General features: G+C 69.0%; 20 protein-coding genes and 1 riboswitch. Of the genes, 8 read left to right on the top strand and 12 right to left on the bottom strand.

What is annotated here, in order from left to right; all coding sequences use genetic code 11:
* Nucleotides 1-101: 101 nt before the first annotated feature.
* Entirely contained in the window at nucleotides 102-1,334 is a 1,233-nt protein-coding gene (locus tag A3CU_RS0107270; RefSeq protein WP_084143146.1) for an NlpC/P60 family protein, read from the bottom strand.
* A gap of 366 nt (nucleotides 1,335-1,700) precedes the next feature.
* Between A3CU_RS0107270 and acnA the strand changes: the two genes are divergently transcribed.
* Nucleotides 1,701-4,526, top strand: a complete 2,826-nt coding sequence (acnA, locus tag A3CU_RS0107265) for an aconitate hydratase AcnA (protein ID WP_027941731.1) — start codon at nucleotides 1,701-1,703, stop codon at nucleotides 4,524-4,526.
* 106 nt (nucleotides 4,527-4,632) lie between these two features.
* Here acnA and A3CU_RS0107260 read toward each other — a convergent pair whose 3' ends face one another.
* From A3CU_RS0107260 to A3CU_RS43755, 5 genes are all read right to left on the bottom strand, one after another.
* Nucleotides 4,633-5,073 carry a nitroreductase family deazaflavin-dependent oxidoreductase gene (locus A3CU_RS0107260; RefSeq protein ID WP_043840768.1) on the bottom strand — a complete coding sequence of 147 codons (441 nt, stop codon included), beginning with the start codon at nucleotides 5,071-5,073 and terminating at the stop codon, nucleotides 4,633-4,635.
* Between the two features lie 91 nt (nucleotides 5,074-5,164).
* A complete protein-coding gene (gene egtD, locus A3CU_RS0107255; protein WP_027941729.1) occupies nucleotides 5,165-6,130 on the bottom strand; it encodes an L-histidine N(alpha)-methyltransferase in 966 nt (321 codons plus the stop codon).
* 75 nt (nucleotides 6,131-6,205) lie between these two features.
* Nucleotides 6,206-6,955, bottom strand: coding sequence for an ergothioneine biosynthesis protein EgtC (egtC, locus tag A3CU_RS0107250; RefSeq protein ID WP_027941728.1), 750 nt, complete (start codon nucleotides 6,953-6,955; stop codon nucleotides 6,206-6,208).
* Nucleotides 6,956-6,979: 24 nt separating this feature from the next.
* The gene (egtB, locus tag A3CU_RS0107245) at nucleotides 6,980-8,338 is read right to left on the bottom strand and encodes an ergothioneine biosynthesis protein EgtB (protein WP_027941727.1); all 1,359 of its coding nucleotides are present in this window, start codon (nucleotides 8,336-8,338) and stop codon (nucleotides 6,980-6,982) included.
* Nucleotides 8,335-9,645 (bottom strand): glutamate-cysteine ligase family protein, encoded by a 1,311-nt coding sequence (locus A3CU_RS43755; RefSeq protein ID WP_052371520.1) that lies wholly within the window; start codon nucleotides 9,643-9,645, stop codon nucleotides 8,335-8,337. The genes egtB and A3CU_RS43755 overlap by 4 nt, the downstream gene beginning before the upstream one ends.
* A gap of 140 nt (nucleotides 9,646-9,785) precedes the next feature.
* Between A3CU_RS43755 and A3CU_RS0107235 the strand changes: the two genes are divergently transcribed.
* The 5 genes from A3CU_RS0107235 to A3CU_RS0107215 all read left to right on the top strand — a co-directional run bounded on the left by A3CU_RS0107235 (nucleotide 9,786) and on the right by A3CU_RS0107215 (nucleotide 14,957).
* Complete coding sequence (locus A3CU_RS0107235; RefSeq protein WP_027941726.1) at nucleotides 9,786-10,379, top strand: TetR/AcrR family transcriptional regulator; 594 nt, start codon at nucleotides 9,786-9,788, stop codon at nucleotides 10,377-10,379.
* A 304-nt stretch (nucleotides 10,380-10,683) separates the two neighbouring features.
* Nucleotides 10,684-12,003: a hemolysin family protein gene (locus A3CU_RS0107230; protein WP_027941725.1), complete on the top strand. Its 1,320-nt coding sequence runs from the start codon at nucleotides 10,684-10,686 to the stop codon at nucleotides 12,001-12,003.
* Nucleotides 12,000-13,043, top strand: a complete 1,044-nt coding sequence (locus A3CU_RS0107225; protein WP_027941724.1) for a hemolysin family protein — start codon at nucleotides 12,000-12,002, stop codon at nucleotides 13,041-13,043. Before A3CU_RS0107230 ends, A3CU_RS0107225 begins: the two co-directional genes overlap by 4 nt.
* 93 nt (nucleotides 13,044-13,136) lie before the next feature.
* Nucleotides 13,137-14,003 carry a hypothetical protein gene (locus A3CU_RS0107220; RefSeq protein ID WP_027941723.1) on the top strand — a complete coding sequence of 289 codons (867 nt, stop codon included), beginning with the start codon at nucleotides 13,137-13,139 and terminating at the stop codon, nucleotides 14,001-14,003.
* A 93-nt stretch (nucleotides 14,004-14,096) separates the two neighbouring features.
* Nucleotides 14,097-14,957 carry a hypothetical protein gene (locus tag A3CU_RS0107215; RefSeq protein WP_245616915.1) on the top strand — a complete coding sequence of 287 codons (861 nt, stop codon included), beginning with the start codon at nucleotides 14,097-14,099 and terminating at the stop codon, nucleotides 14,955-14,957.
* A 51-nt stretch (nucleotides 14,958-15,008) separates the two neighbouring features.
* Here the strand turns inward: A3CU_RS0107215 and A3CU_RS0107210 are convergent, their stop codons facing one another.
* Complete coding sequence (locus A3CU_RS0107210; RefSeq protein WP_245616914.1) at nucleotides 15,009-15,836, bottom strand: MmyB family transcriptional regulator; 828 nt, start codon at nucleotides 15,834-15,836, stop codon at nucleotides 15,009-15,011.
* Between the two features lie 108 nt (nucleotides 15,837-15,944).
* Here A3CU_RS0107210 and A3CU_RS0107205 point away from each other — a divergent pair, with 108 nt between their 5' ends.
* Nucleotides 15,945-16,307 carry a nuclear transport factor 2 family protein gene (locus tag A3CU_RS0107205; protein ID WP_027941720.1) on the top strand — a complete coding sequence of 121 codons (363 nt, stop codon included), beginning with the start codon at nucleotides 15,945-15,947 and terminating at the stop codon, nucleotides 16,305-16,307.
* A 155-nt stretch (nucleotides 16,308-16,462) separates the two neighbouring features.
* Nucleotides 16,463-16,560: riboswitch (glycine riboswitch) on the bottom strand.
* Between the two features lie 55 nt (nucleotides 16,561-16,615).
* On the opposite strand, the gene A3CU_RS0107200 is transcribed toward A3CU_RS0107205, so the two are convergent.
* Nucleotides 16,616-17,182: a MerR family transcriptional regulator gene (locus tag A3CU_RS0107200; protein ID WP_027941719.1), complete on the bottom strand. Its 567-nt coding sequence runs from the start codon at nucleotides 17,180-17,182 to the stop codon at nucleotides 16,616-16,618.
* A gap of 246 nt (nucleotides 17,183-17,428) precedes the next feature.
* Between A3CU_RS0107200 and A3CU_RS0107195 the strand changes: the two genes are divergently transcribed.
* Nucleotides 17,429-18,043 carry a TetR/AcrR family transcriptional regulator gene (locus tag A3CU_RS0107195; protein ID WP_027941718.1) on the top strand — a complete coding sequence of 205 codons (615 nt, stop codon included), beginning with the start codon at nucleotides 17,429-17,431 and terminating at the stop codon, nucleotides 18,041-18,043.
* Nucleotides 18,044-18,252: 209 nt separating this feature from the next.
* Here A3CU_RS0107195 and A3CU_RS0107190 read toward each other — a convergent pair whose 3' ends face one another.
* From A3CU_RS0107190 to gcvH, 4 genes are all read right to left on the bottom strand, one after another.
* Nucleotides 18,253-18,726, bottom strand: coding sequence for a bifunctional nuclease family protein (locus tag A3CU_RS0107190; protein ID WP_027941717.1), 474 nt, complete (start codon nucleotides 18,724-18,726; stop codon nucleotides 18,253-18,255).
* Nucleotides 18,727-18,957: 231 nt separating this feature from the next.
* Complete coding sequence (gene ftsR / locus A3CU_RS0107185; protein WP_043840739.1) at nucleotides 18,958-19,719, bottom strand: transcriptional regulator FtsR; 762 nt, start codon at nucleotides 19,717-19,719, stop codon at nucleotides 18,958-18,960.
* Nucleotides 19,716-20,180 carry a glycogen accumulation regulator GarA gene (garA, locus tag A3CU_RS0107180; RefSeq protein ID WP_027941715.1) on the bottom strand — a complete coding sequence of 155 codons (465 nt, stop codon included), beginning with the start codon at nucleotides 20,178-20,180 and terminating at the stop codon, nucleotides 19,716-19,718. Before garA ends, ftsR begins: the two co-directional genes overlap by 4 nt.
* Before the next feature lie 142 nt (nucleotides 20,181-20,322).
* Nucleotides 20,323-20,706, bottom strand: a complete 384-nt coding sequence (gene gcvH / locus A3CU_RS0107175; protein ID WP_027941714.1) for a glycine cleavage system protein GcvH — start codon at nucleotides 20,704-20,706, stop codon at nucleotides 20,323-20,325.
* Between the last annotated feature and the right edge of the window lie 23 nt (nucleotides 20,707-20,729).

The raw sequence follows: 20,729 nt of genomic DNA, 5'->3' as shown, positions 1-20,729 counted from the left end.
GAAGGTCGAATAACGCACAAGCGCAGACCCTAGATGCTCCGGTGCGCCTCATTTCGAGGCCGAGCAGCACAGGGACCGTGTGCCCGGTAGAACGTCGGCGCTCAGCCGAGCAGGCGGGTGGCGTTGGGCATGATGTCGCCGTAGCGCACGCGTGTCACGCGCACGGACAGGCCGGATTCGGGCGCCTCGACCATCATCCCGTCGCCCAGGTAGAGCGCGACGTGGTAGATGTCGCCCTGCTGCCCCCAGAACAGCATGTCCCCGCGGCTCATCTGCGCCAGCGGCACATGCCGTCCGGCCGTGTACTGGTAACCGCTGTAGTGGGGCAGGGATGCCACACCGGCGAACGCGTACATCATCAGGCCAGAACAGTCGAAGCCGACCTTGCGGTAGTCGCCGAAGGTGTCGGCGACTCCCCCGTCGCGAATGCCGAGCGTCGGCCCGCCGGCGTTTCCCCCGCCCCACGCGTAGGGCACGCCGACCTGTGACATCGCCCGTGCGATGACCCGCTCGATCGCCGAGGACGCCGGCCGGCTGCCGCCCGAGGTGAGCGCGACGTGATCGGCGGCCGTGTCGTCCTCGAGCTGTTTCTGCGCCAGCCAGTCCTCGTAGCGTTGACGCTGGCCGCTCAGCCCGGCGACCTGTTGCTGGGCCGTGAACAGCTGCTGCTCGGCCCGGTCCTTGTCCGCGGTCAGCACCGCGGTCCGCGCCGCCTGGTCCGTTCGCGCCTGTTCGGCCGCGGCGCGCGCGGCGTCGGCGTCACGCTGGGCCCGCGCGGCCGCGCTCCGTTTCTGCTGCGCCGTCTGCAGCGCCGCCCTGGCCGCGGCATCGGCGTTCGCCTTGTCCACCTGTGCTTGTTGCATTCGGTGCAGCGCAGTGAGCTGGCCCGAAGTGATCGAGGTCAGCAACTGCTGGCGGGCCAGCAGGTCCCGCGGGCTCGGCGAGCCGAGGTAGGCCGAGACCGAGCCGACCTGGCTGCCCTGCTGGTAGCTGGCGGCGATGAACCGGTCGAGGTCGTGCCGTGCCAGCTCCACCCGGCCGGTGGCCGCGTCGGCCTCCCGTCTCGCCGCCGCGGCGGCGTCTTCGGCTTGCGCGGCGGCGTCCTGCGCGGCCTGGAGATCGACCATCGCCTTGTTGGCCTGCTCCTGCTTCAGCTCGACCTCGCTGTCCAGATCCGACAGCCGGGCCTCGGCCTCGGCGAGCCGATTGGCCAGCCGGCCGACCTCGCCGGCCTTCGTGTCGGCCGCTGCCCGGCCGGCGTTGAGCTGGGCGTCGCTGGGATTGGATGGCGGGGGCGGCACCGCCGCGCTCGTCCCACAGGTTCCGACCATCATCACCGCGGACAGTCCCCCCGCGATCAACCCCCGGACAGCAGCGCCTTGACGCACCGTGACTACCCCTCCTGCTCCGTGTCTTCCCCTCCAGCGCAAGGTTCACTTCTGTCACACATCTAGCAGACAGCCCGCGAGTAACCGGTCGCCCAAACGGGATATTCGCCGCATCAGGCGTCACTCGTCCGGACCAAGGGCGCGGTTCGAGCAACATCACACCCGGATGCAGTTGAAGGCAAAAAAGGACAAGCGTACTGTTTGATGAGAAGGGAGCCTGCGCCGTCCCCCGCGTCCGCGGACGCCGTGAGCGTGCGCCAGACTCGCTCCTATACCCGAACATCCGAACTGACCGGGGACCTGGAGTTAGACGTGACCGCACCAGCCAGCAAGGACAGCTTCGGCGCCCGAGACACTCTCAAGGTGGGCGACGCCTCCTACGAGGTGTTCCGCCTCAACGCCGTCGACGGCGCCCAGCGCCTGCCCTACAGCCTGAAGATCCTCCTGGAGAACCTGTTGCGCACGGAGGACGGCGCGAACATCACCGCCGACCACATCCGCGCGCTGGCGGGCTGGGACCCCTCGGCCGACCCGTCGATCGAGATCCAGTTCACCCCCGCCCGGGTCGTGATGCAGGACTTCACCGGCGTGCCCTGCGTGGTCGACCTGGCCACCATGCGCGAGGCGGTCGCCGAGCTCGGCGGCGACCCGGACAAGGTGAACCCGCTCGCCCCGGCGGAGCTGGTGATCGACCACTCGGTGATCATCGACGTGTTCGGGCGGGCCGACGCCTTCGAGCGCAACGTCGAGATCGAGTACGAGCGCAACCGCGAGCGCTACCAGTTCCTGCGCTGGGGCCAGAACGCGTTCGAGGAGTTCAAGGTGGTGCCGCCGGGCACCGGCATCGTGCACCAGGTCAACATCGAGTACCTGGCCCGCACCATCATGGCCCGCGGTGGGCAGGCCTACCCGGACACGGTGGTCGGCACCGACTCGCACACCACCATGGTCAACGGGCTCGGCGTGCTCGGCTGGGGCGTCGGCGGCATCGAGGCCGAGGCCGCCATGCTCGGTCAGCCCGTGTCGATGCTCATCCCGCGCGTCGTCGGCTTCAAGCTCACCGGTGAGATCCCGGCCGGGGTGACCGCCACCGACGTCGTCCTCACCATCACCGAGATGCTGCGGAAGCACGGCGTGGTCGGCAAGTTCGTCGAGTTCTACGGGGAAAGCGTGGCCGCGGTGCCGCTTGCCAACCGCGCGACCATCGGCAACATGAGCCCGGAGTTCGGCTCCACCGCGGCGATCTTCCCGATCGACGAGGAAACCCTGCGCTACCTCAAGCTCACCGGCCGCTCCGCCGAACAGCTCGCGCTGGTCGAGAACTATGCCAAGGAGCAGGGCCTCTGGCACGACCCGGCACGCGAGCCGGTCTACTCCGAGTACCTCGAGCTGGATCTGTCCACTGTGGTCCCCTCGATCGCCGGGCCGAAGCGCCCGCAGGACCGGATCGAGCTGAGCGACGCGAAGAACTCGTTCCGCAAGTCCATCCACGACTACGTCGAGGAGCAGTTCCCGACCCCGCACACCAAGGTGGACGAGAAGGTCGAGGAGACCTTCCCCGCCAGCGACTCGCCGGCGCTGTCCTTCGCCGAGGAGGACGCGGTCGAGGTGAGCTCGGCGGCGAACGGCGCCTCGGGCCGCCCGTCGAAGCCGGTGCCGGTGCGCTCGGCGGACCGCGGCGAGTTCGTGCTCGACCACGGCGCCGTGGTGATCGCGTCCATCACCTCCTGCACGAACACCTCGAACCCGTCGGTGATGCTCGGCGCGGCGCTGCTCGCGCGCAACGCGGTGGAAAAGGGCCTCACGGTCAAGCCGTGGGTGAAGACCTCGATGGCGCCCGGCTCCCAGGTGGTCACCAACTACTACGACAAGGCCGGCCTGTGGCCGTACCTGGAGAAGCTCGGCTACCACCTGGTCGGCTACGGCTGCACCACCTGCATCGGCAACTCCGGGCCGCTGCCCGAGGAGATCTCGGCCGCGGTGCAGGAGAACGACCTGAGCGTGGTGTCGGTGCTGTCCGGCAACCGGAACTTCGAGGGCCGGATCAACCCGGACGTCAAGATGAACTACCTCGCCTCGCCGCCGCTGGTGATCGCCTACGCGCTCGCCGGCACCATGGACTTCGACTTCGAGGCCCAGCCGCTCGGCCAGGACCCCGCCGGCAACGACGTGTTCCTGCGCGACATCTGGCCCTCCGCGCGGGAGATCCAGGACACCATCGACTCCGCGATCACCCAGGAGATGTTCAGCAAGGACTACGCCGACGTCTTCGACGGTGGCGAGCGGTGGAAGTCGCTGCCCACCCCGGAGGGCAAGACCTTCGTGTGGGACCCGGAGTCCACCTACGTGCGCAAGCCCCCGTACTTCGAGGGCATGCAGGCCGAGCCGTCGACCGTGGAGGACATCGTCGACGCACGCGTGCTGGCCAAGCTGGGCGACTCGGTCACCACCGACCACATCTCCCCGGCCGGCGCGATCAAGGCCGACTCGCCGGCCGGCCGGTACCTGACCGAGCACGGGGTCGAGCGCAAGGACTTCAACTCCTACGGTTCCCGGCGCGGGAACCACGAGGTGATGATCCGCGGCACCTTCGCCAACATCCGGCTGCGCAACCAGCTGCTCGATGATGTCCAAGGCGGCTACACCCGCGACTTCACGCAAGAGGGCGGGCCGCAGGCGTTCATCTACGACGCGGCGCAGAACTACGCGGCGGCCGGGACCCCGCTGATCGTGCTCGGTGGCAAGGAATACGGGTCGGGTTCGTCGCGTGACTGGGCGGCCAAGGGCACCCGGCTGCTCGGCGTGCGCGCGGTGATCGCCGAGTCGTTCGAGCGCATCCACCGGTCGAACCTGATCGGCATGGGCGTGATCCCGCTGCAGTTCCCGGCGGGCGAGTCGGCCTCGTCGCTCGGCCTCGACGGCACCGAGACGTTCGACATCACCGGCATCACCGCCCTGAACAACGGCGAAACCCCGCGCACGGTCGCGGTGAGGGCGACGAAGACAGCGGATGACGGCACTGTGTCTTCCAGGGTCACCTTCGACGCGGTCGTCCGGATCGACACCCCGGGTGAGGCGGACTACTACCGCAACGGCGGCATCCTGCAGTACGTCCTGCGCAAGATGACCCGCTCCTGACCCACGAGTCGAACACCCAGCGGCGCCGCGAGTTCTCCGGAAGGGAACCCGCGGCGCCGCTGTCTACGGTGCATGAGTGGCTCTACCGAATTTCGACAGTAACGGGTCACTCATCGACGTTACGTGTTGCAGTTTCGGGGGTGAGGAGGAAGATCGGCAGCTCTCGCCCGGCGGCCACCCGTTCCATCTCGTAGCCGGGCCAGAACTTCACCACCCGCCGCCACAGCTCGTCGTAGCCCTCGCCCTCGACGAGAGTGGCCCGCACCGGGATCTCCTTGCCCCGCACCTCGATCGTCGCCTCCGGGTTGGCGCGGAGGTTGATCGTCCATGCCGGGTTCTGTGGCCGTCCCCAGTTCGACCCCACCAGCACGAAGCCGTCCCGGTACGGGAAGTAGAGCAGGTTGTGGCTGCGTGGCAGCCCGCTCTTGCGACCGGTCGCGGTCAGCCGCAACGACGGCAACCCCGCGATCCCGACCAGACTCACCCGCCCGCGGAAGACCCGGTGCAGCCGGTGGTCCACCCAGACGACGACCTTCGCCAGTTTCATCACCCACGGTTGTGTGCCGAGCGCGCGGGCCAGTGCCGGAAGCGGATTCACCGCCCTATTTTCGACCATGGGCCGCGGAATGGATCATCGGCTACCGGGTACGGGCCAGGCTGACGCCGAACCGCTGCCGGGCGTCGGTCCACCAGTGTTCGACGGCGAACCCGCACTCGGCGAGTTCCGCGGCCACCCCCTCCTGCCGGAACTTCGCGGAGATCTCCGTGCGGATGTGCTCCCCTTCGGCGAACGACACGGCCAGCCCCGCACCGGGAATCCGGACGGTCATGGCCTCGCGGGCCCGCAGCCGCATCTCGATCCACTCGTGCTCGGCGTCCCAGTACGCCTCGTGGCCGAACCGGGCCGGGTCGAAGTCCGCGCCGAGCCGCTCGTTGATCACCACGAGCACGTTGCGGTTGAACTCCGCGGTCACGCCGGCCGCGTCGTCGTAGGCGGCGACCAGGGTGGCCACATCCTTGACCAGATCCGTGCCGAGCAGCAGCCACTCCCCCTCGGCGAGCACGTGCCGCACCGAACGCAGGAACTTGAGCCGCTCCACGGGCAGGAGGTTGCCGATCGTGCCGCCCAGGAACGCGACCAGCCGCGGCGGCTGCCCGGGCAACAGGCCCAGATGCTCCGTGAAGTCGCCGACCACGCCGTGCACGTCCAGGCCCGGGTAGTCGGCGCGGATCGCCGTCACCGCCGCCGACAGCGCCGATTCGGACACATCCAGCGGCACGAACGCGCGCAGCGTCCCGGCCGCGCGCAGGCCGTCGAGCAGCAGGCGGGTCTTCTCACTCGACCCCGAACCCAGCTCCACCAGCGTGCTCGCACCGGTGACGCGGGCGATCTCCCCCGCTTCCCGGGCGAGCACCTCCCGCTCGGCCCGGGTCGGGTAGTACTCGGGCAGGGCGGTGATGTCCTCGAACAAACGGCTTCCGCGCGCATCGTAGAACCACTTCGGGGGCAGCCATTTCTGCGCGGCCGACAGCCCCGAGCGCACGTCCACCTTCAACGCTTCGGTGAGGTCGTCGGACCCCTGATGCACGTCCAGTCCCGTCATGGTGTTTCCCTTCGCGAGTTTGTTCGGGGCGCGCGTGGCGGTCACCTTGGTTGCCGCGACTTGGCACAACGACCGTCATGGCTCCGCGTCGATAGGTATGAGCTTCACCGACCCGCGCCGCGCGATGACGGCGTGCCGGTCGGGGACCGGCTGCCAGGCCGGCTCGCTGTCCGTGGGTTCCGAGGCGACCAGCACGGCGTCATCGCCGCGCAACACCGACAGCGAATGTGTCCAGGCCGTGGCGATCAGGACCGTGCCGTCGGTGAGGAGCAGGTTGAGCCGCGAGTCCGGGGCGGCCCGGGCCACCGCGACGACCAGCTCCACGACCGCCCGCACCGGGTCCTCACCGGCCCGCAGGCGTTCGGCGAGCAGCGCCCACAGCACGGCCGAGTCCGTCGGTACCGGGAGCGTCAGCAGGTCGGTGACCGGCAGCTTCCCGGCAAGCGCGGCCAGCGAGTCCGGCCAACCCCGGACGAGCCCGTTGTGGCTGAACGACCAACGCCCCTCGACGAACGGGGCACAGGCCGCCTCGGTGACCGGCATGCCGGTAGTGCCGTTACGTACCGCGGCCAGGAACGCCTCCGCCCGCACGGACCTCGCCAGCTCCGGCAGGTCCTGGTCCGTCCACAACGGACACTGTCGCCGGTATCGCACCGGCGGGCGGTCCCCGGGGTACCAGGCCAGGCCGAACCCGTCCGCGTTCACCGTGCCTCCGCCGCGCATGTCACGCGGGGCGTAGGACTGGCGCAACAGCGAATGCGGCGCGTCGAACAGCACGTCCGCGGGCGAGCGTGGGGGCCCGAGATAGGCAAGGTGCCTACACATCGCGGCCTGCCGTCCGCCTCGTCTTCATCGTGTTTCGGCGGCGTCGGGGGCACCGTCGCGGGCGCAGCGGAACCCGGCGAAGATCTGGCGCCGGATCGGGTAGTCCCAGTTCCGGAAGGTGCCCCGGATCGCCGCCGCGTCCGTGCCGAACGAGCCACCGCGAAGCACCTTGTACTCCGGGCCGAAGAACACCTCGGAGTACTCGCGGTATGGGAACGCGACGAATCCCGGGTACCCGCCGAAGTCGCTACTCGTCCACTCCCACACGTCGCCGATCAGCTGGTGCACCCCCAGTGGGGACGCGCCCGCCGGGTAGGCGCCGGCCGCCGCCGGGCTGAGGTGCCGCTGCCCGAGATTGGCGTGCTCGGGCGTCGGGTCCTCGTTTCCCCACGGGTACCGGCGGGACTGCCCGCCGGCGGGATCGAACCGGGCCGCCTTCTCCCACTCGGCCTCGGTGGGCAGCCGCTTTCCGGCCCACGCCGCGTACGCCTCGGCCTCGTAGAAGGAGACGTGCACGACCGGCTGGTCGGCCGGGACCGGCTCGTCGACGCCGAACCGCGTGCGCCACCAGCCGCCGGGCTCGCGCCGCCAGAACCGGGGCGCGGTGATCTGGTGAGCCGTGCGGTAGGTCCAACCCGCGTCGCTCCACCAGCGGCGCTGCTCGTAACCGCCGGATTCCAGGAACTCCAGGTAGGCGCCGTTGGTCACCGGCGTGGTGTCGATGTGGAAGGCGGCGACGTGCACCTCGTGGGCCGGCCGCTCGTTGTCGAGCGCCCACGGCTCGACGCTCGTGCCCATCACGAACGGCCCGGCCGGCACCAGCACCTCGGCCGGCAGCTTCCCGGTGCGGCGGCCCGGCGCGGCCGGCGCGTGCAGCACCGGTTCGCCCCTGCGGAGCTGGTGGGTGGCCAGCATCGTCTCGTCGTGTTGCTGCTCGTGCTGGGTGATCATGCCGAAGGCGAAGGCCGTCTCGGTGAGCCGGCGTCCTTCCAGCGGAACGCGTTCCAGCACGTCGAACGCCTTCGCACGGACCTGGCCGACGTAGGCGCGTGCCTCGGCCGGGCCGAGCAGCGGCAGCGACGGCCGGTCGGCGCGCTTGTGCTGGAACGCGTCGTAGAGGTCGTCGAGCTCCGGCCGCATCGGTTCGAGCCCGCCGACGTCACGGACCAGCCAAAGCTCCTCCTGGCTGCCGATGTGCGCCAGGTCCCAGACCAGCGGCGACATCAGCTTCGAGTGCTGACGGACGAGATCGTCGTCGTCCACCACGTCGGTGAGCGTTGTGCTGCGCGACCGCGCCCTGGTCAGCGCCTGCGCGGCGTGGTCGCGAACCGCGTCCTGGCTCAACCTGTGCAAGGGGTCGGCGGCTTCGGTGAGTCCGGTCATCCTTTGCTCCCCTCCTGGAGCGGGATCACGCTCCTGGTCGCCTCGAATGCCTTGGCGGCCCGCGGCGGGCGCCCTCGCACCAGGGCCTGCACGCCCTCGGTGATCTCGTCGACCGTCTTTCCGGGTAGCCCGGAGCGGGTCAGCTCGGCGCAGCCGAGGTCGACGACCTTCGCCGCGACCGCGGCCAGCTCCGGGTCCGCCAGCCCGGCCACGGCCGCGCGCTCCCACCGGCCGGCGACCGGTTCGCACAACTCCCGCACCTTGTCCACGGTGGACGGACGGGCGAGCAGCGCGGTGAGCAGCGCGGCCGGATGGAGCCAGCGACGACCGGGTTGCGCGTCCAGGTACCGCACCTCCAGATAGCCACGCGGCCGCACGGCCGGGAACATCGTGGTGAGGTGGTAGTCGAGATCGGCGAAGGTCGGCGGGCCGAGCCGGCCCGCCACGCCCCGCCCGGCCACCCAGTCGGCGAAGGTCAGCCCGTCCGGCGCGTCCCACGGCGCGCCCCGCCGCCGCACCACCATCAGCGGTGTGTCGAGCACGCGGCTCGCCCACGACACCGGCGGATCCATCGACGGCGGGGTGGCGAACGTGCGGCTGGGCTCGGTGTCCAGCACCGCGAGCCAGCGGGCGGACGCGAATCCGGTGTCCTGCCCGGCGTGGTGCCGTGAGTTGGCGAACGTGGCGATCAGCGGCGGGCCGAGCGCGTGCACGGCCGCCCAGCGCGCCGCCAGTTCGTCACGCTCGCCGCTGTCCACGCAGATCTGCAGCCCCGCGGTGCTGCACATCATCGTGATGCCCCCGCTGCCGAACGGCGCGAAGCGGCGCTCCATGCTGGCGTAACGTTCGGTTTCGAGCAGCCGCCCCGGCCGGCGGAACCGGTCGATTCCGGTTTCGCCCAGGGTGAACCCGGCACGGGCGAGAAGATCGGTCAAGTAGTTCAGATCGGCGGAGACGATCTCGTCCAGTTGCCGCAGTGACGCCTGTGGCAACGCCGAGATCTCCACCTGACAGCCGGGTTCGAAGGTGAGCGGCGAGCCGCCCGGCAACGGCTGCGCGGGACTTTCCGGAAGGAGGGTCCGCGGAGTGTGCGGGCCCAGGGCTTCGACGAGGTCTACGGGGTCGAGGGGTCTTCGGGGGTCGTCGGCGTAGTGCACGGTGTACTCCAGCTCCACACCGAGCAGCCGCGGTGGACCGTGCTTGAAACAAACCGAGGCGACATAGGCTTCGCCGGCCGCGCGGTCGGAGATCACTTTCGCCGACAACGCGGCCGCTTCGCTGCCGCCCGGAGAGCGAACCGCTGTCATTTCGTACCCATCCAATCGAGCTGAAGAGCACTCGACTTCGGACGCTACACGCGGACCACGACAATTTCAGGGCACCGAGCCACCATAAAGGACGGACGTACGGATTGCGTAAGAACTCGCCGAGGTGACAGGATCACAGAATGCCGCGAGTCAGCCAGGATCACCTCGAAGCGAGAAGACGCCAGATCCTCGACGGCTCACGCGTTTGCTTCGCGCGCTACGGCTATGAGGGTGCCACAGTCCGGCGACTCGAGGAAGCGACCGGGCTGTCCCGCGGCGCGATCTTCCACCATTTCCGTGACAAGGAGTCCCTGTTCCTCGCGCTGGCCGAGGAGGACGCGGCCCGGATGGCCGATGTGGTCGCCGCGCAGGGCTTGGTCCAGGTGATGCGGGACCTGCTCGCGGGGGCCAACGAGCACCCCGCGGACTGGCTGGGCACCCGGCTCGAGGTGTCCCGGCGGCTGCGCACCGACCCCGAGTTCCGCGCCCGCTGGGCGGAACGCTCCGAGCAGCTCACCGTCGCCACCCGGCAACGTCTGCTGCGCCAGCGAGACGCGGGCAATCTCCGGGATGACGTCGATGTCGACGTGCTCACGTCGTATTTGGAACTCGTCTTGGAAGGGCTGGTGTCCCACCTGGCCATGGGGCTGCCCGCCGACGACCTCGGTCCGGTGCTCGACCTCGTCGAGGAGAGCGTGCGCCGTCACCGCGTCCGTGCCGCGCAGGGGGCGTAAGCATCAGCCTCGCTCGTCACGCCGGGCGTGGGCGGAACTACGCCCACTTCCGGCCCGTTCAACCGGTATCATCAAAGCCATCCCAACCGTCTTCTCGCAAGGAGTGAGACTTTTCCGTGCGCGATGCGCAGTCGCCTGGCGACAGTACTAAGCCGGGTGACGAACCCGGCTTACCCGATCACCATCCTGACCCCAGCGCGCCCCTGACCACGGGATTCACCGAATTACCGGCGGCAGGCATCCCCGCCGCCGGTAATAGTGTGCGACCGTTCGCCGATCCGCCGAACACGCCGGGTGGCAGCCGATGAGCGTGCTGCTGTCCGTACTCGGGGTCCTGTTCTTCCTGCTGCTGACCGTCGCGACGGGCTTGGCCGTCGCCGCGGAGTTCTCGTTGACCACGCTGGAACGCAGCACGGTCGACGCGAACGTCCGGCAGGTCGGCGACCGGCGCTCCCGCATTCTCCGCAAGGCGCACGGCTCGCTGTCCTTCCAGCTCTCCGGCGCGCAGGTCGCGATCACGCTGACCACCCTGGTCACCGGTTACGTGGCCGGACCGTTGATCGGCAACCTGCTGCGCCCGGCGCTGACCGCGCTGGGCCTGTCGGCCAGCGCGGCCGATAGCACGTCCGTGGTGCTCGCGCTGCTGCTGGCCACGATCTTGTCGATGGTGCTCGGCGAAATGGTGCCGAAGAACCTCGCGGTCGCGCGCCCGCTGCAGACGGCTCGGGCCGTGGTCGGCTACCACTCCCGGTTTTCCGCCCTGTTCGGCTGGTTGATCACACTGCTGAACAACAGCGCCAACTGGGTGGTCCGCAAGTTCGGTGTGGAGCCCCAGGAGGAGCTGCGGTCGGCGCGTTCACCGCAGGAACTCGGCTCCATCGTGCGCACCAGCGCCGAAAGCGGCACGCTCGACACCTCCACCGCCGAGCTGCTGGACAAGTCGCTGCGGTTCGGCGGGCGCACCGCGGAGGAGCTGATGACCCCGCGCGTGCAGATCGAGTCGCTCACCGTGGCCGACTCGATCAGCGACCTGATCGAGACCTCCCGCCGCACCGGTTTCTCCCGGTTCCCGGTCTACACCCAGGACCTGGACGACGTGGAGGGTGCGGTGCACGTCAAGCAGGTGTTCACGGTGGACGCGCGGGACCGTGACAAGGTGCGGGTCGGCTCGATCATGCGGCCGGTGCCTACCGTTCCGGAGTCCCTCAGTGGTGACGCACTGCTTGCCCGGCTGCGCGACTCGCGCTTCCAGCTCGCCATGGTCGTCGACGAGTACGGCGGTACGGCCGGGCTGGTGACCCTGGAAGATGTGGTCGAGGAGATCATCGGCGACGTCCGCGACGAGCACGACGAAGGCGAAGCGCCCGCGTCGCAGCAGCTAGACCTCGACACGTGGATGGTTTCCGGACAGCTACGCGCCGACGAGGTCACCGATCTGACCGGGTTCCGGATGCCCGAAGGCGACTACGAGACCATCGCGGGCCTGGTGCTGGAGCAACTCGGGCGGATTCCGGTCACCGGCGACTCGGTGGACGTCGACGGCTGGCGGCTCACCGTGATGACCATGGACCGCCACCGCGTCGCCGAGCTGAGCGTGCACCGGCTGGAGGAACCGCACCCATGAGCGACTGGCTCGCCATCTTCCTCGTCGTGATCCTGCTGCTGGCCAACGCATTCTTCGTCGGTGCGGAGTTCACGCTGATCTCCTCCCGCCGCGACCGCCTGGAAGCCCTGCTCGAGCAGGGCAAGACGCGCGCGAAGATCGTGATCAATGCCAGCCGCCAGGTGTCGCTGATGCTGGCCGGCGCCCAGCTGGGCATCACCATCTGCTCGCTGGTGCTCGGCCGCCTCGGCGAGCCCGCGGTCGCGCACCTGCTCGGCGGGGTGTTCGCGCTGCTGCACGTCCCGGAGGTGCTGCTGCACCCGATCTCGTTCGCGATCGCGCTGGCGGTCATCACGATCCTGCACGTGCTGGCGGGCGAGATGGTGCCGAAGAACCTCGCCATCGCCGAACCGGAGCGACTGGCGCTGTGGCTGGTGCCGGTGCACGTGGCCTGGGTGAAGCTGGTCAACCCGTTCATCTGGCTGCTGAACTTCGCCGCGAACTCCTTGCTGCGGCTGGTGAAGGTGCAGCCCAAGGACGAGCTGGAGACCGCCTACACCTCCGCCGAGCTGGCCGAGCTGCTCAGCGAGTCACGGCGCGAGGGGCTGCTGGAGCAGTCCGAGCACGAGCGGCTGAGCCAGACCCTGTCCTCCGCGCGGAAGACCGTCGGCGACGTGCTGGTGCCGACGGAGCGCCTCATCACGCTGCCCGCCACGCCCACCATGGGCGAGGTCGAGCGCGCGGTGTCCATGACGGGTTTTTCGCGCTACCCGCTTCGCTCCGATGCCGGGGAGCTGATCGGCTACCTGCACGTGAAGGACGTGCTGGACCAGATCGGCGACGACGAGTCGACCACGGTCCCGGCGGCCAAGACCCGTGCCCTCACCGAGGTGCCGGCGACCGCGCGGCTCGACGAAGCGCTCTCAGCCATGCGCAACGAAGGCACCCACCTGGCCAAGGCCCTCAGCGCCGACGGCACCTCGGTGGGCGTGGTGGCCCTGGAAGACCTGGTCGAGGAGTACGTGGGCACCGTCCGCGACGGCACCCACGTCACGGCATGATGTCGGCGGAGCCGGCCGCGAACGCGTATGCATGATGGAAGGACGCCACGGCCTGGCTGCGCCGACACGTGCTTCGAACAAGACTGGAAGTCGATGCTGGACGAGGAATCCTGGCGGGCGAGGGAGCGCGCGCATGCCGAGCGGATGCGCCGGTGGACCCTGCCCTACCAGCAGCGGCGCTCGCGCGGCGAGAAGCATCCCGTGCTCGACTTTCTCTTCCAGTACTACTCGTTCCGGCCGTCGCACCTCCAACGGTGGGGCCCGGGGCCGGGGGTTGTACTGGGCGGGCCCGGCGCCCGGAAGTTCCTGGACCGTCCCGGCTACCGCGAGGCCGATGGCGGGGTCGTGGTTGATGAAAGCGCTTTCACCGACAAGCGGGCGCGCACGGTCTCCTCGATCCTGTCGCTGCTGGAGGCCACCGCGTCGCGCCGGCCACGGCTGAGCTGTTTCGGTCTGCACGAGTGGGCCATGGTCTACCGACGGCCCGTGGCGGCGATCCGGCACGCCCAGCTTCCCCTGCGGCTCGGTCCCACCGGAACCGACGCGGTGGTCGAGTCGCTCGACATCCGTTGCGGGCACTACGACGCGTTCCGGTTCTTCACCGACGCCGCCCGTCCCCGCAACCGGCTCCAGCCCACCCGGGCCACCCAGCCCGAACTCGAACAGCCCGGCTGCCTCCACGCCAACATGGATCTCTACCGTGCGGCCTACAAGCTCGACCCGTTCGTGCCGGCGGAGCTGGTCGGCGACTGCTTCGAACTCGCGGCCGACATTCGCGAACTGGACATGCGGGCCAGCCCGTATGACCTGGCGGCGCTGGGCTACCCGCCGGTGGCGATCGAGACCGCGCACGGCCGGGCCGAGTACGCGCGGGCGCAGGCTGAGTTCACCCGCCGAGCGGCGCCTTTGCGTGCTCGGCTAATTTCTCACTGCAGGCTTTTGCTCACCCTGCGAAAGTGAGAACGCGCTGGGCGATCACATTTCTCTAACGCAGTACCCCTGTTAGGGTGACATCGTTTAGCTTCCGAACACGGAGAGTTGAAAGGACAACCAATGGGTCGTCACAGCATGGTCGAGGAACCCGCTCCCCGACCGTCTGACGGCCGGACCTCCACCGGACACCACCAAACGGTCGAGTCCACCGGACGACAGCGCGCCATCGAGTCCACCGGACGACAGCGAGCCATCGAGTCAACGGACCGACAGCGCGCCATCGAGTCAACAGGCCGACAGCGCGCGGTCGAGTCCACCGGACGACAGCGCGCGATCGAGTCCACCGGACGACAGCGTGCCATCGAGTCAACGGGCCGACAGCGCGCGGTCGAGTCGACCGGATATCACCGGGCGGTCGGCAAGTCCGCCTCCCGGCGCCGGATCGCGAAGTGGCCCCTTGTGGCCGCGACGATGATCGTGCTCGTCACCGTCGGGGTGTTCGCCTGGAACTGGGCTAACGACGTGGTCGACAACCGTGCCGAGGCACAGGCCAAGAGTTGCGCCGAAGGCGACTCCACGATGCGGGTGCTGGTGGCCCCGGGCGCCGCGCGGTCGGTGTCGGCCGCGGCGGCCAAGTGGAACAACGCCAGGACGGTCGTGCACTCCCACTGCGTACGCATCGACGTGCAAACCGTCCCGTCGGACCGTGCCTTCGACGCGTTGACCGGGCGCACCGGCCTGGACACCATCGGCGGCCTGCCGGCCGCGTGGGTCCCGGAAGCCGCCGACGACTGGGGCGGCCGGCTCGCCACCGCCCGGCCCGACCTCGTCGCCACCCCCGCCGAACCCCTCACCGCCGGTTACGCCTACGTCTGCCTCGGCGGCCCGGACCTCGACGAGGTCGCGGTCCGGGCGGCCCAGGTGTTCCGCGACTTCCTGCTCGACCCGGCACAGCAGGCCGGCGTCACCGACGCGGGCTGAATCCGGGCCACCCTCCGATGAGGACGGTGGTGGAAGACGGGCGGGCGCGGCTCACGCGTTTTCCTTGATGCGCCGAAGGTAATCCCCCGTGGCCTCATCCGCCGGGTAGAACGATTCGATCGCCAGCTCGGCGAGCGTCACGTCGAGGGGCGCGCCGAAGGTCGCGATCGTGGAGAAGAACGACAGTTCCTGCTCACCGTGCCACAGGCGCAACGGCACGAAGATGTTGCCGTGCGAAGGGATTTCGACCTCGGGAACCGGTTGGTCGCACGGGTAGCCGCGGACCTCGTCGAGCAGTTCGACAAGCTCCGGATCGGCGGTTGCCTCCACCTGGCGGCGCAGCCGGCCGAGCAGGTCCGCGCGCAACTCGCCGAGGTTGATCACGCGCGGCGCCATGCCCCGCGGGTGCAGTGCGATCTTGAGCACGTTGGGCACCGGCGCCAGCAGTTCGGGCGCCGAACCCTCGGTGAGCAAGGACACGCTGGAGTTGGCCTCGACGAGGTTCCACAACCGGTCGACCACGACGGCGGGATATGGCTCGTGTCCGGCCAGCACCTGCCGCACCGCGTCGCGGGCCGTGCCCAACTCCGGATCATCCAGCGCGCTTTCCCGGTACACCGGGGCATAACCGGCCGCGAGGAGCAAGTGGTTGCGCTCGCGTAGCGGAACGTCGAGATGCTCCCCGAGACGAAGCACCATTTCGCGGCTGGGCTTGGCCCGTCCCGTCTCCACGAAGCTGAGATGCCGGGTGGAGACCTCCGCGGTGATCGCCAGATCGAGCTGGCTGATCCGGCGGCGTTCTCGCCACAGCCGAAGCAAATCTCCCACCGCGGCGCCATGGGTCGTGAGCTCCGCGCGGGGTCCCTGAAATGTCTTCACCCCTTGACGCTACAAGCGTCGTCCATTACCTGGCGCGTAATCGACACACATCACTTCACCGAGCATCGTTGTGGCATCAACATTCACTTGCACAGCAAGGAGAACACCGTGACGGACTTCACTGCTCTCGCGCACCGCTACATCGACGCGTTCAACGAGACCGATCCCGTGAAGCGGCGCGAGGTGATCGAGCAGTTGTTCACCGAGGACGTGATCTACACCGACCCGCTCGGCTCGGTACGCGGCTGGGATGGTGTAGACCAATTCATCGCCGGCGCCCAGGGGCAGTTCGCCGGCCTGATCTTCAGCCTGCCCGGCGAGGTGGACGGGCACCACGACATCGCGCGTTTCAGCTGGCATCTCGGCCCGGCCGGGGCCGACGAGCCGCTCGCGATCGGGTTCGATGTGGTCGCGATCGACGGCGACCGGATCAGCCGGGTGCTGGGATTTCTCGACAAGCTCCCGGGCTGATCCGAACGTGGGACCCGGACGCTCGCGTCCGGGTCCTCCCCACTCTGTCCGTGCCCGCTCCTGGGCGCCTGAGAGGTTCGCCCAGTGTTTGGCGGGCTTGCACCTTCGGCGGGGTCACCCGGGTGGTGATCCGGTGACCCGCTTTCCAGAGGCGTCTCGTCCGCGCGGTCCAGGTGCCTGAGAGGTTCCGGGGAGGACTTGCTCCTTCGGCGCCGAACCCAGGTAAGGGTTCGAACTCTCCCGCGCGGCTTCGGCGACTGCGCCTTCACCCTATCGGGCCCGGTTACTCGCCGGTTGGGCGGAGTCCCTCAACCGGTTCGGCGGGCGTTGCGGCGCTGGCTCAACTCGTCCGGAACCTCCGGCTCGATGTGGCCACCGTCGGCCCGCTCGGCGGGAAACTCGTGCAGGGTGCCGCTGATCTCCTGCATGTGCACCTTCACCGCGATGCCGAACACGCCCTGACCACCCTGCAGCAGATCGACGATCTCCTCCGGCGACGTGCACTCGTACACGGTGGTGCCATCGGAGACGAGCGTGACGTTCGCCAGGTCCCGCACGCCGCGTTTGCGGAGATGCTCGACGGCGACCCGGATGTTCTGCAGCGATACACCGGTGTCGAGCAACCGCTTCACGATCTTGAGGGCGAGGATGTCCGTGAACGAGTACAGCCGCTGCGAACCCGACCCCTGCGCCGTCCGCACGCTCGGGGCGACGAGCTTGGTGCGCGCCCAGTAGTCCAGCTGGCGGTAGGTGATGCCGGCGATCTGGCACGCCGCGGGCCCCCGGTAACCGACCAGTTCGTCGGGCAGGGAGGAGTCCGGGAATAGCTCACCCTGCTCCCCGTCGACCGCCTTGACCGGCCTTTCGTCGACCACGCATGCCTCCCCTCGCCCGGCCGGGCGGCCGGTCGAAACAAGCACCCGAATCCCGGGAGCGGGATCCCTGGCTGCGACGAGCGCTCAGGTTGCTTCCAAGTCGCCGGAATCACACCGGAGCAATTCGCCGACTTCGACGGTAAGCGTGCGAGGTCCCGCGGTCAACGCGACGCGCGGGACACCGAGACGGCCATCGTGAGACTTCACCCACTAGGCATCCTTACTCGTTCATGTTAATTTTTACTCATGCAGATAACAGCTGACATGCAGCCGGACCTCGGGCTCAGTGTGACCGAAGCGGCCCGCCGCGCGCAGATCCTCACCGCGACCATCGGCACCATCGCCGAACACGGCTACGCCGGGACCTCCTTCGAACGCATCCGGGAACGGGCCGGGTTGAGCAGCACCCGGATCATCACCTACCACTTCGGCACCAAGCAGAATCTGATGACCGCGCTGCTCGGCACCATCATCCACGTCAAGGACCGGTACCTGACCGAGCGTGCGGGCTCGGGCGAGGATCGCGTGGCGGCGCTACGTGCCCATATCGAGTCGGAACTGGCGTTCCTGCGCGCTCACCCCAGTGCGGTGCGGGCGCTCGCCGAGATCGCGCGGAACGCCACAGGAGAGCCGGTGACCGATGCGCTGCTGGCGGATCTGCGAATGGGCCGGCTGGCCCGGCAACTCGGGCAGGGGCAACGTGAGGGAGTGTTCGGGGAGTTCGACGCGGGGATCATGGCGAGGACCATCGCGCAAGCCGTCGACGGGGCAGCGGCCGCGCTGGCCGACAACCCGCAACTCGATCTCGACGCCTACGGGCAAGAACTCGCCGCCCTCTTCGAGAAAGCCACCGCACCGTAACAAACGAACGAACGAACGAACCATAACCGGTGCTGGTCAAGAACAAACGAGACTGCGCTGGGTCAGGAGGAGCTCGCACCGTGGGGGGTTTGGGGGGCTCGGCCCCCCAAAATCATCATCGCCCGATCACGGCGAAGTCGCGGAGCGACGAGCATGATCGAGCCAATCGGGCGGCGGAGCGACGAGCACAATCCGGCCAATCGGGCGGACTACGTGTCGGCGCCGCGGAAGTCTTCCGGCGAGACCGAGTCGAGGAACTCGCGGAACTTCTCGACCTCGTCCTCCTGCTCGTCGGGGATGACCAGGCCGGCCTCCTCCAGCACCGAGTCCACCGCGTGGATCGGCACCCCGACTCGCAGCGCCAGCGCGACCGAGTCGCTCGGCCGTGCGGACACCCGCACATTCCCGTCGAACACCAACTCGGCGAAGAACGTGCCCTCACGCAGGTCGGTGATCACGACCTGCTCCAGTTCCCGGCCCAGCGCTCCGATGACCTCCTTGAGAAGGTCATGGGTCAGCGGCCGCGCCGGGCGCACCCCCTGCTGCTCCAGGGCGATCGCGGTGGCCTCGACCGACCCGATCCAGATCGGGAGGTAGCGTTCGCCGTTCGTCTCCCGCAGCAACAAGATCGGCTGATTCGCGGGCAGTTCCACCCGCACGCCGACGACGCGCATCTCGCTCATCGGGCTTCGCCTCCCTCTCCTGTGCGCGGGCCACAGCATTGCGCCGAGGATCCTCCGTCGGTATCCCCGACGCTACCCGTCATCCGGGCGCTGTGCTCGCTTGTCCTGCAGTCCTGACCGGGATCGCGGGACTCGCTGGTCCAGCAACCCATCACCCACCGTACGGCATCTTCGCCGATAGGAAGAGATATGAAATGGTGTCGTTGGCGACGACTTTGGCTGTCGGCAGCGTCAGCCGCCTCCGGCGACCTCGCGAATACCCGCCTTGACCAGCAGTGAATGCAAGGTCACCGACAACGCGGCCAGCTCCCGTGCCAGCTCTTCCGCGCGCGCCTTGGCATCGGCGTCCCGCTGGCGGGATACCGGGGTCACGATCTGTTGCAGCAGACCGACTTCCCGGTCCGCGGAAGCCCGGAAGGCACGCAGATGCCGCGGTTCGATGCCGTAGTCGGTCATCGACCGGACCGTCTTGGCGATCAGCACCGCGTCCGGGTCGTAGAAGCCGGCCGGCCCCGGGCGGATGAGCCCGTACTGCTGGAGCTCGGCGAGCGTGGCGGGGTCGATGTCCGCCCGCGCCAGCAACTCCTCCTGGGTCAGCCGGAGTTCGTGGCCGGGCGCGAAGTCCGCCGCGGCGGACGGCCCGTCCGGCCCGCTGCCCGCCACCGGCTCGGACAGCGGAACGAGCTTGCGGGACAGGCGCCGGGCGACCAGCTCAGCGGGTACGCTCCCGCGGTCGGCGGCGTCCAGTTGTTCCTTGATCACCTTCAGCGGCAGGTAATGGTCCCGCTGGGCGGACAGCACGAAACGCAGCCGTTCCACGTCCGCCGGGGTGAACTGGCGGTAGCCCGAAGGCGTCCGGGCGGGCCGCACCAGGCCCTCAGACTCGAGGAACCTGATCTTGGAGATGGTGACATCGGGGAAGTCTGCGCGCAACTGCGCCAGCACGGCCCCGATGCTCAACCCATCACGCTGTGGCCGCCCGGCAGCCGTCACCGTGTCCCCTGACCCCCGTGCCCCGGGCCGGTCAGGAAGACCAGGCGGAACTTGCCGATCTGCACCTCGTCACCGCCGGCGAGCACGGCCTGGTCCACCGGCTCACGGTTGACGTAGGTCCCGTTGAGGCTGCCGACGTCGATCACGACGAATTCGCCGCCCTCGCGCCGGAATTCCGCGTGCCGCCGGGAAACCGTGACGTCGTCGAGGAAGATGTCGCTGTCCGGATGCCGGCCCGCGCTCGTGGTATCGCGGTCGAGCAAGAACCGGGAACCCGCGTTGGGGCCCCGCTTGACGACCAGCAGTGCCGACCCGGCCGGCAGCGCATCGACGCCGGCGACCGAAGGCTCGGGTGCCGGCGGCTCCTGTCCCTCGGACTCCGCCAGGAAGTCGGCCCGGAAGACCGAGGTCTTCTCCGGAGACTGCTCCGGGGGAACGCCGGGCCCGTCGTTCGTGCTCACCTGAGCTCTCCTCACCGCTGAAGTAATCCGTCTACCTCTGAATGTGTGCTGTCAACGTACCGTGCCTGATCGATTCAACCGGAAGGGCTCCCCATGTCGGACTTTCCGGCACCCGCCGTGATACCGACCACGCCGAGCGCTTTCACTGGCCGATCAGGCGCTGGTAGGCCTCCGCATCGAGCAGGCCCTCCAGGCCGGCCGGGTCGTCGACCCTGACCTCGATCAGCCAGCCCTCGCCGTAGGGGTCGCTGTTGATCAGTTCCGGCGAGTCGGCGACGGCCCCGTTGACCGCGGTCACCTCACCGTCCACCGGTGCGTACAGCTCGGACACGCTCTTGGTCGACTCGACCTCGCCGAACGTCTCACCCGCGGTCAGCCGCTTGCCTGCCTCGGGCAACTCGACGAACACCACGTCGCCGAGCTGGTCTTGCGCGTACTCGGTGATGCCGACCCGGACCGTGTCACCGGAGCCGGTCGCGACCCACTCGTGTTCCTCGGTGTACCGCAGCTCTTCTGGAGTGGACACCGCGTTCCCCTTTCCGCTCTCCG

The organism is Amycolatopsis taiwanensis DSM 45107 (genome assembly GCF_000519205.1).
GTDB classification, from domain to species: Bacteria; Actinomycetota; Actinomycetes; order Mycobacteriales; family Pseudonocardiaceae; genus Amycolatopsis_E; species Amycolatopsis_E taiwanensis.
The sequence above is the reverse complement of the archived record's forward strand: the minus strand, read 5'-3'. Positions and strand labels throughout refer to the sequence as shown.

Bases quoted from the DNA above. Each gene is read 5' to 3' on its own strand.
- A3CU_RS0107270 (WP_084143146.1), bottom strand. From the start codon at position 1,334: ATGATGGTCGGAACCTGTGGGACGAGCGCGGCGGTGCCGCCCCCGCCA.
- A3CU_RS0107260 (WP_043840768.1), bottom strand. From the start codon at position 5,073: ATGAAACTGGCGAAGGTCGTCGTCTGGGTGGACCACCGGCTGCACCGG.
- egtD (WP_027941729.1), bottom strand. From the start codon at position 6,130: ATGACGGGACTGGACGTGCATCAGGGGTCCGACGACCTCACCGAAGCG.
- egtC (WP_027941728.1), bottom strand. From the start codon at position 6,955: ATGTGTAGGCACCTTGCCTATCTCGGGCCCCCACGCTCGCCCGCGGAC.
- egtB (WP_027941727.1), bottom strand. From the start codon at position 8,338: ATGACCGGACTCACCGAAGCCGCCGACCCCTTGCACAGGTTGAGCCAG.
- A3CU_RS43755 (WP_052371520.1), bottom strand. From the start codon at position 9,645: ATGACAGCGGTTCGCTCTCCGGGCGGCAGCGAAGCGGCCGCGTTGTCG.
- A3CU_RS0107235 (WP_027941726.1), top strand. From the start codon at position 9,786: ATGCCGCGAGTCAGCCAGGATCACCTCGAAGCGAGAAGACGCCAGATC.
- A3CU_RS0107230 (WP_027941725.1), top strand. From the start codon at position 10,684: ATGAGCGTGCTGCTGTCCGTACTCGGGGTCCTGTTCTTCCTGCTGCTG.
- A3CU_RS0107225 (WP_027941724.1), top strand. From the start codon at position 12,000: ATGAGCGACTGGCTCGCCATCTTCCTCGTCGTGATCCTGCTGCTGGCC.
- A3CU_RS0107220 (WP_027941723.1), top strand. From the start codon at position 13,137: ATGCTGGACGAGGAATCCTGGCGGGCGAGGGAGCGCGCGCATGCCGAG.
- A3CU_RS0107215 (WP_245616915.1), top strand. From the start codon at position 14,097: ATGGGTCGTCACAGCATGGTCGAGGAACCCGCTCCCCGACCGTCTGAC.
- A3CU_RS0107195 (WP_027941718.1), top strand. From the start codon at position 17,429: ATGCAGATAACAGCTGACATGCAGCCGGACCTCGGGCTCAGTGTGACC.
- A3CU_RS0107190 (WP_027941717.1), bottom strand. From the start codon at position 18,726: ATGAGCGAGATGCGCGTCGTCGGCGTGCGGGTGGAACTGCCCGCGAAT.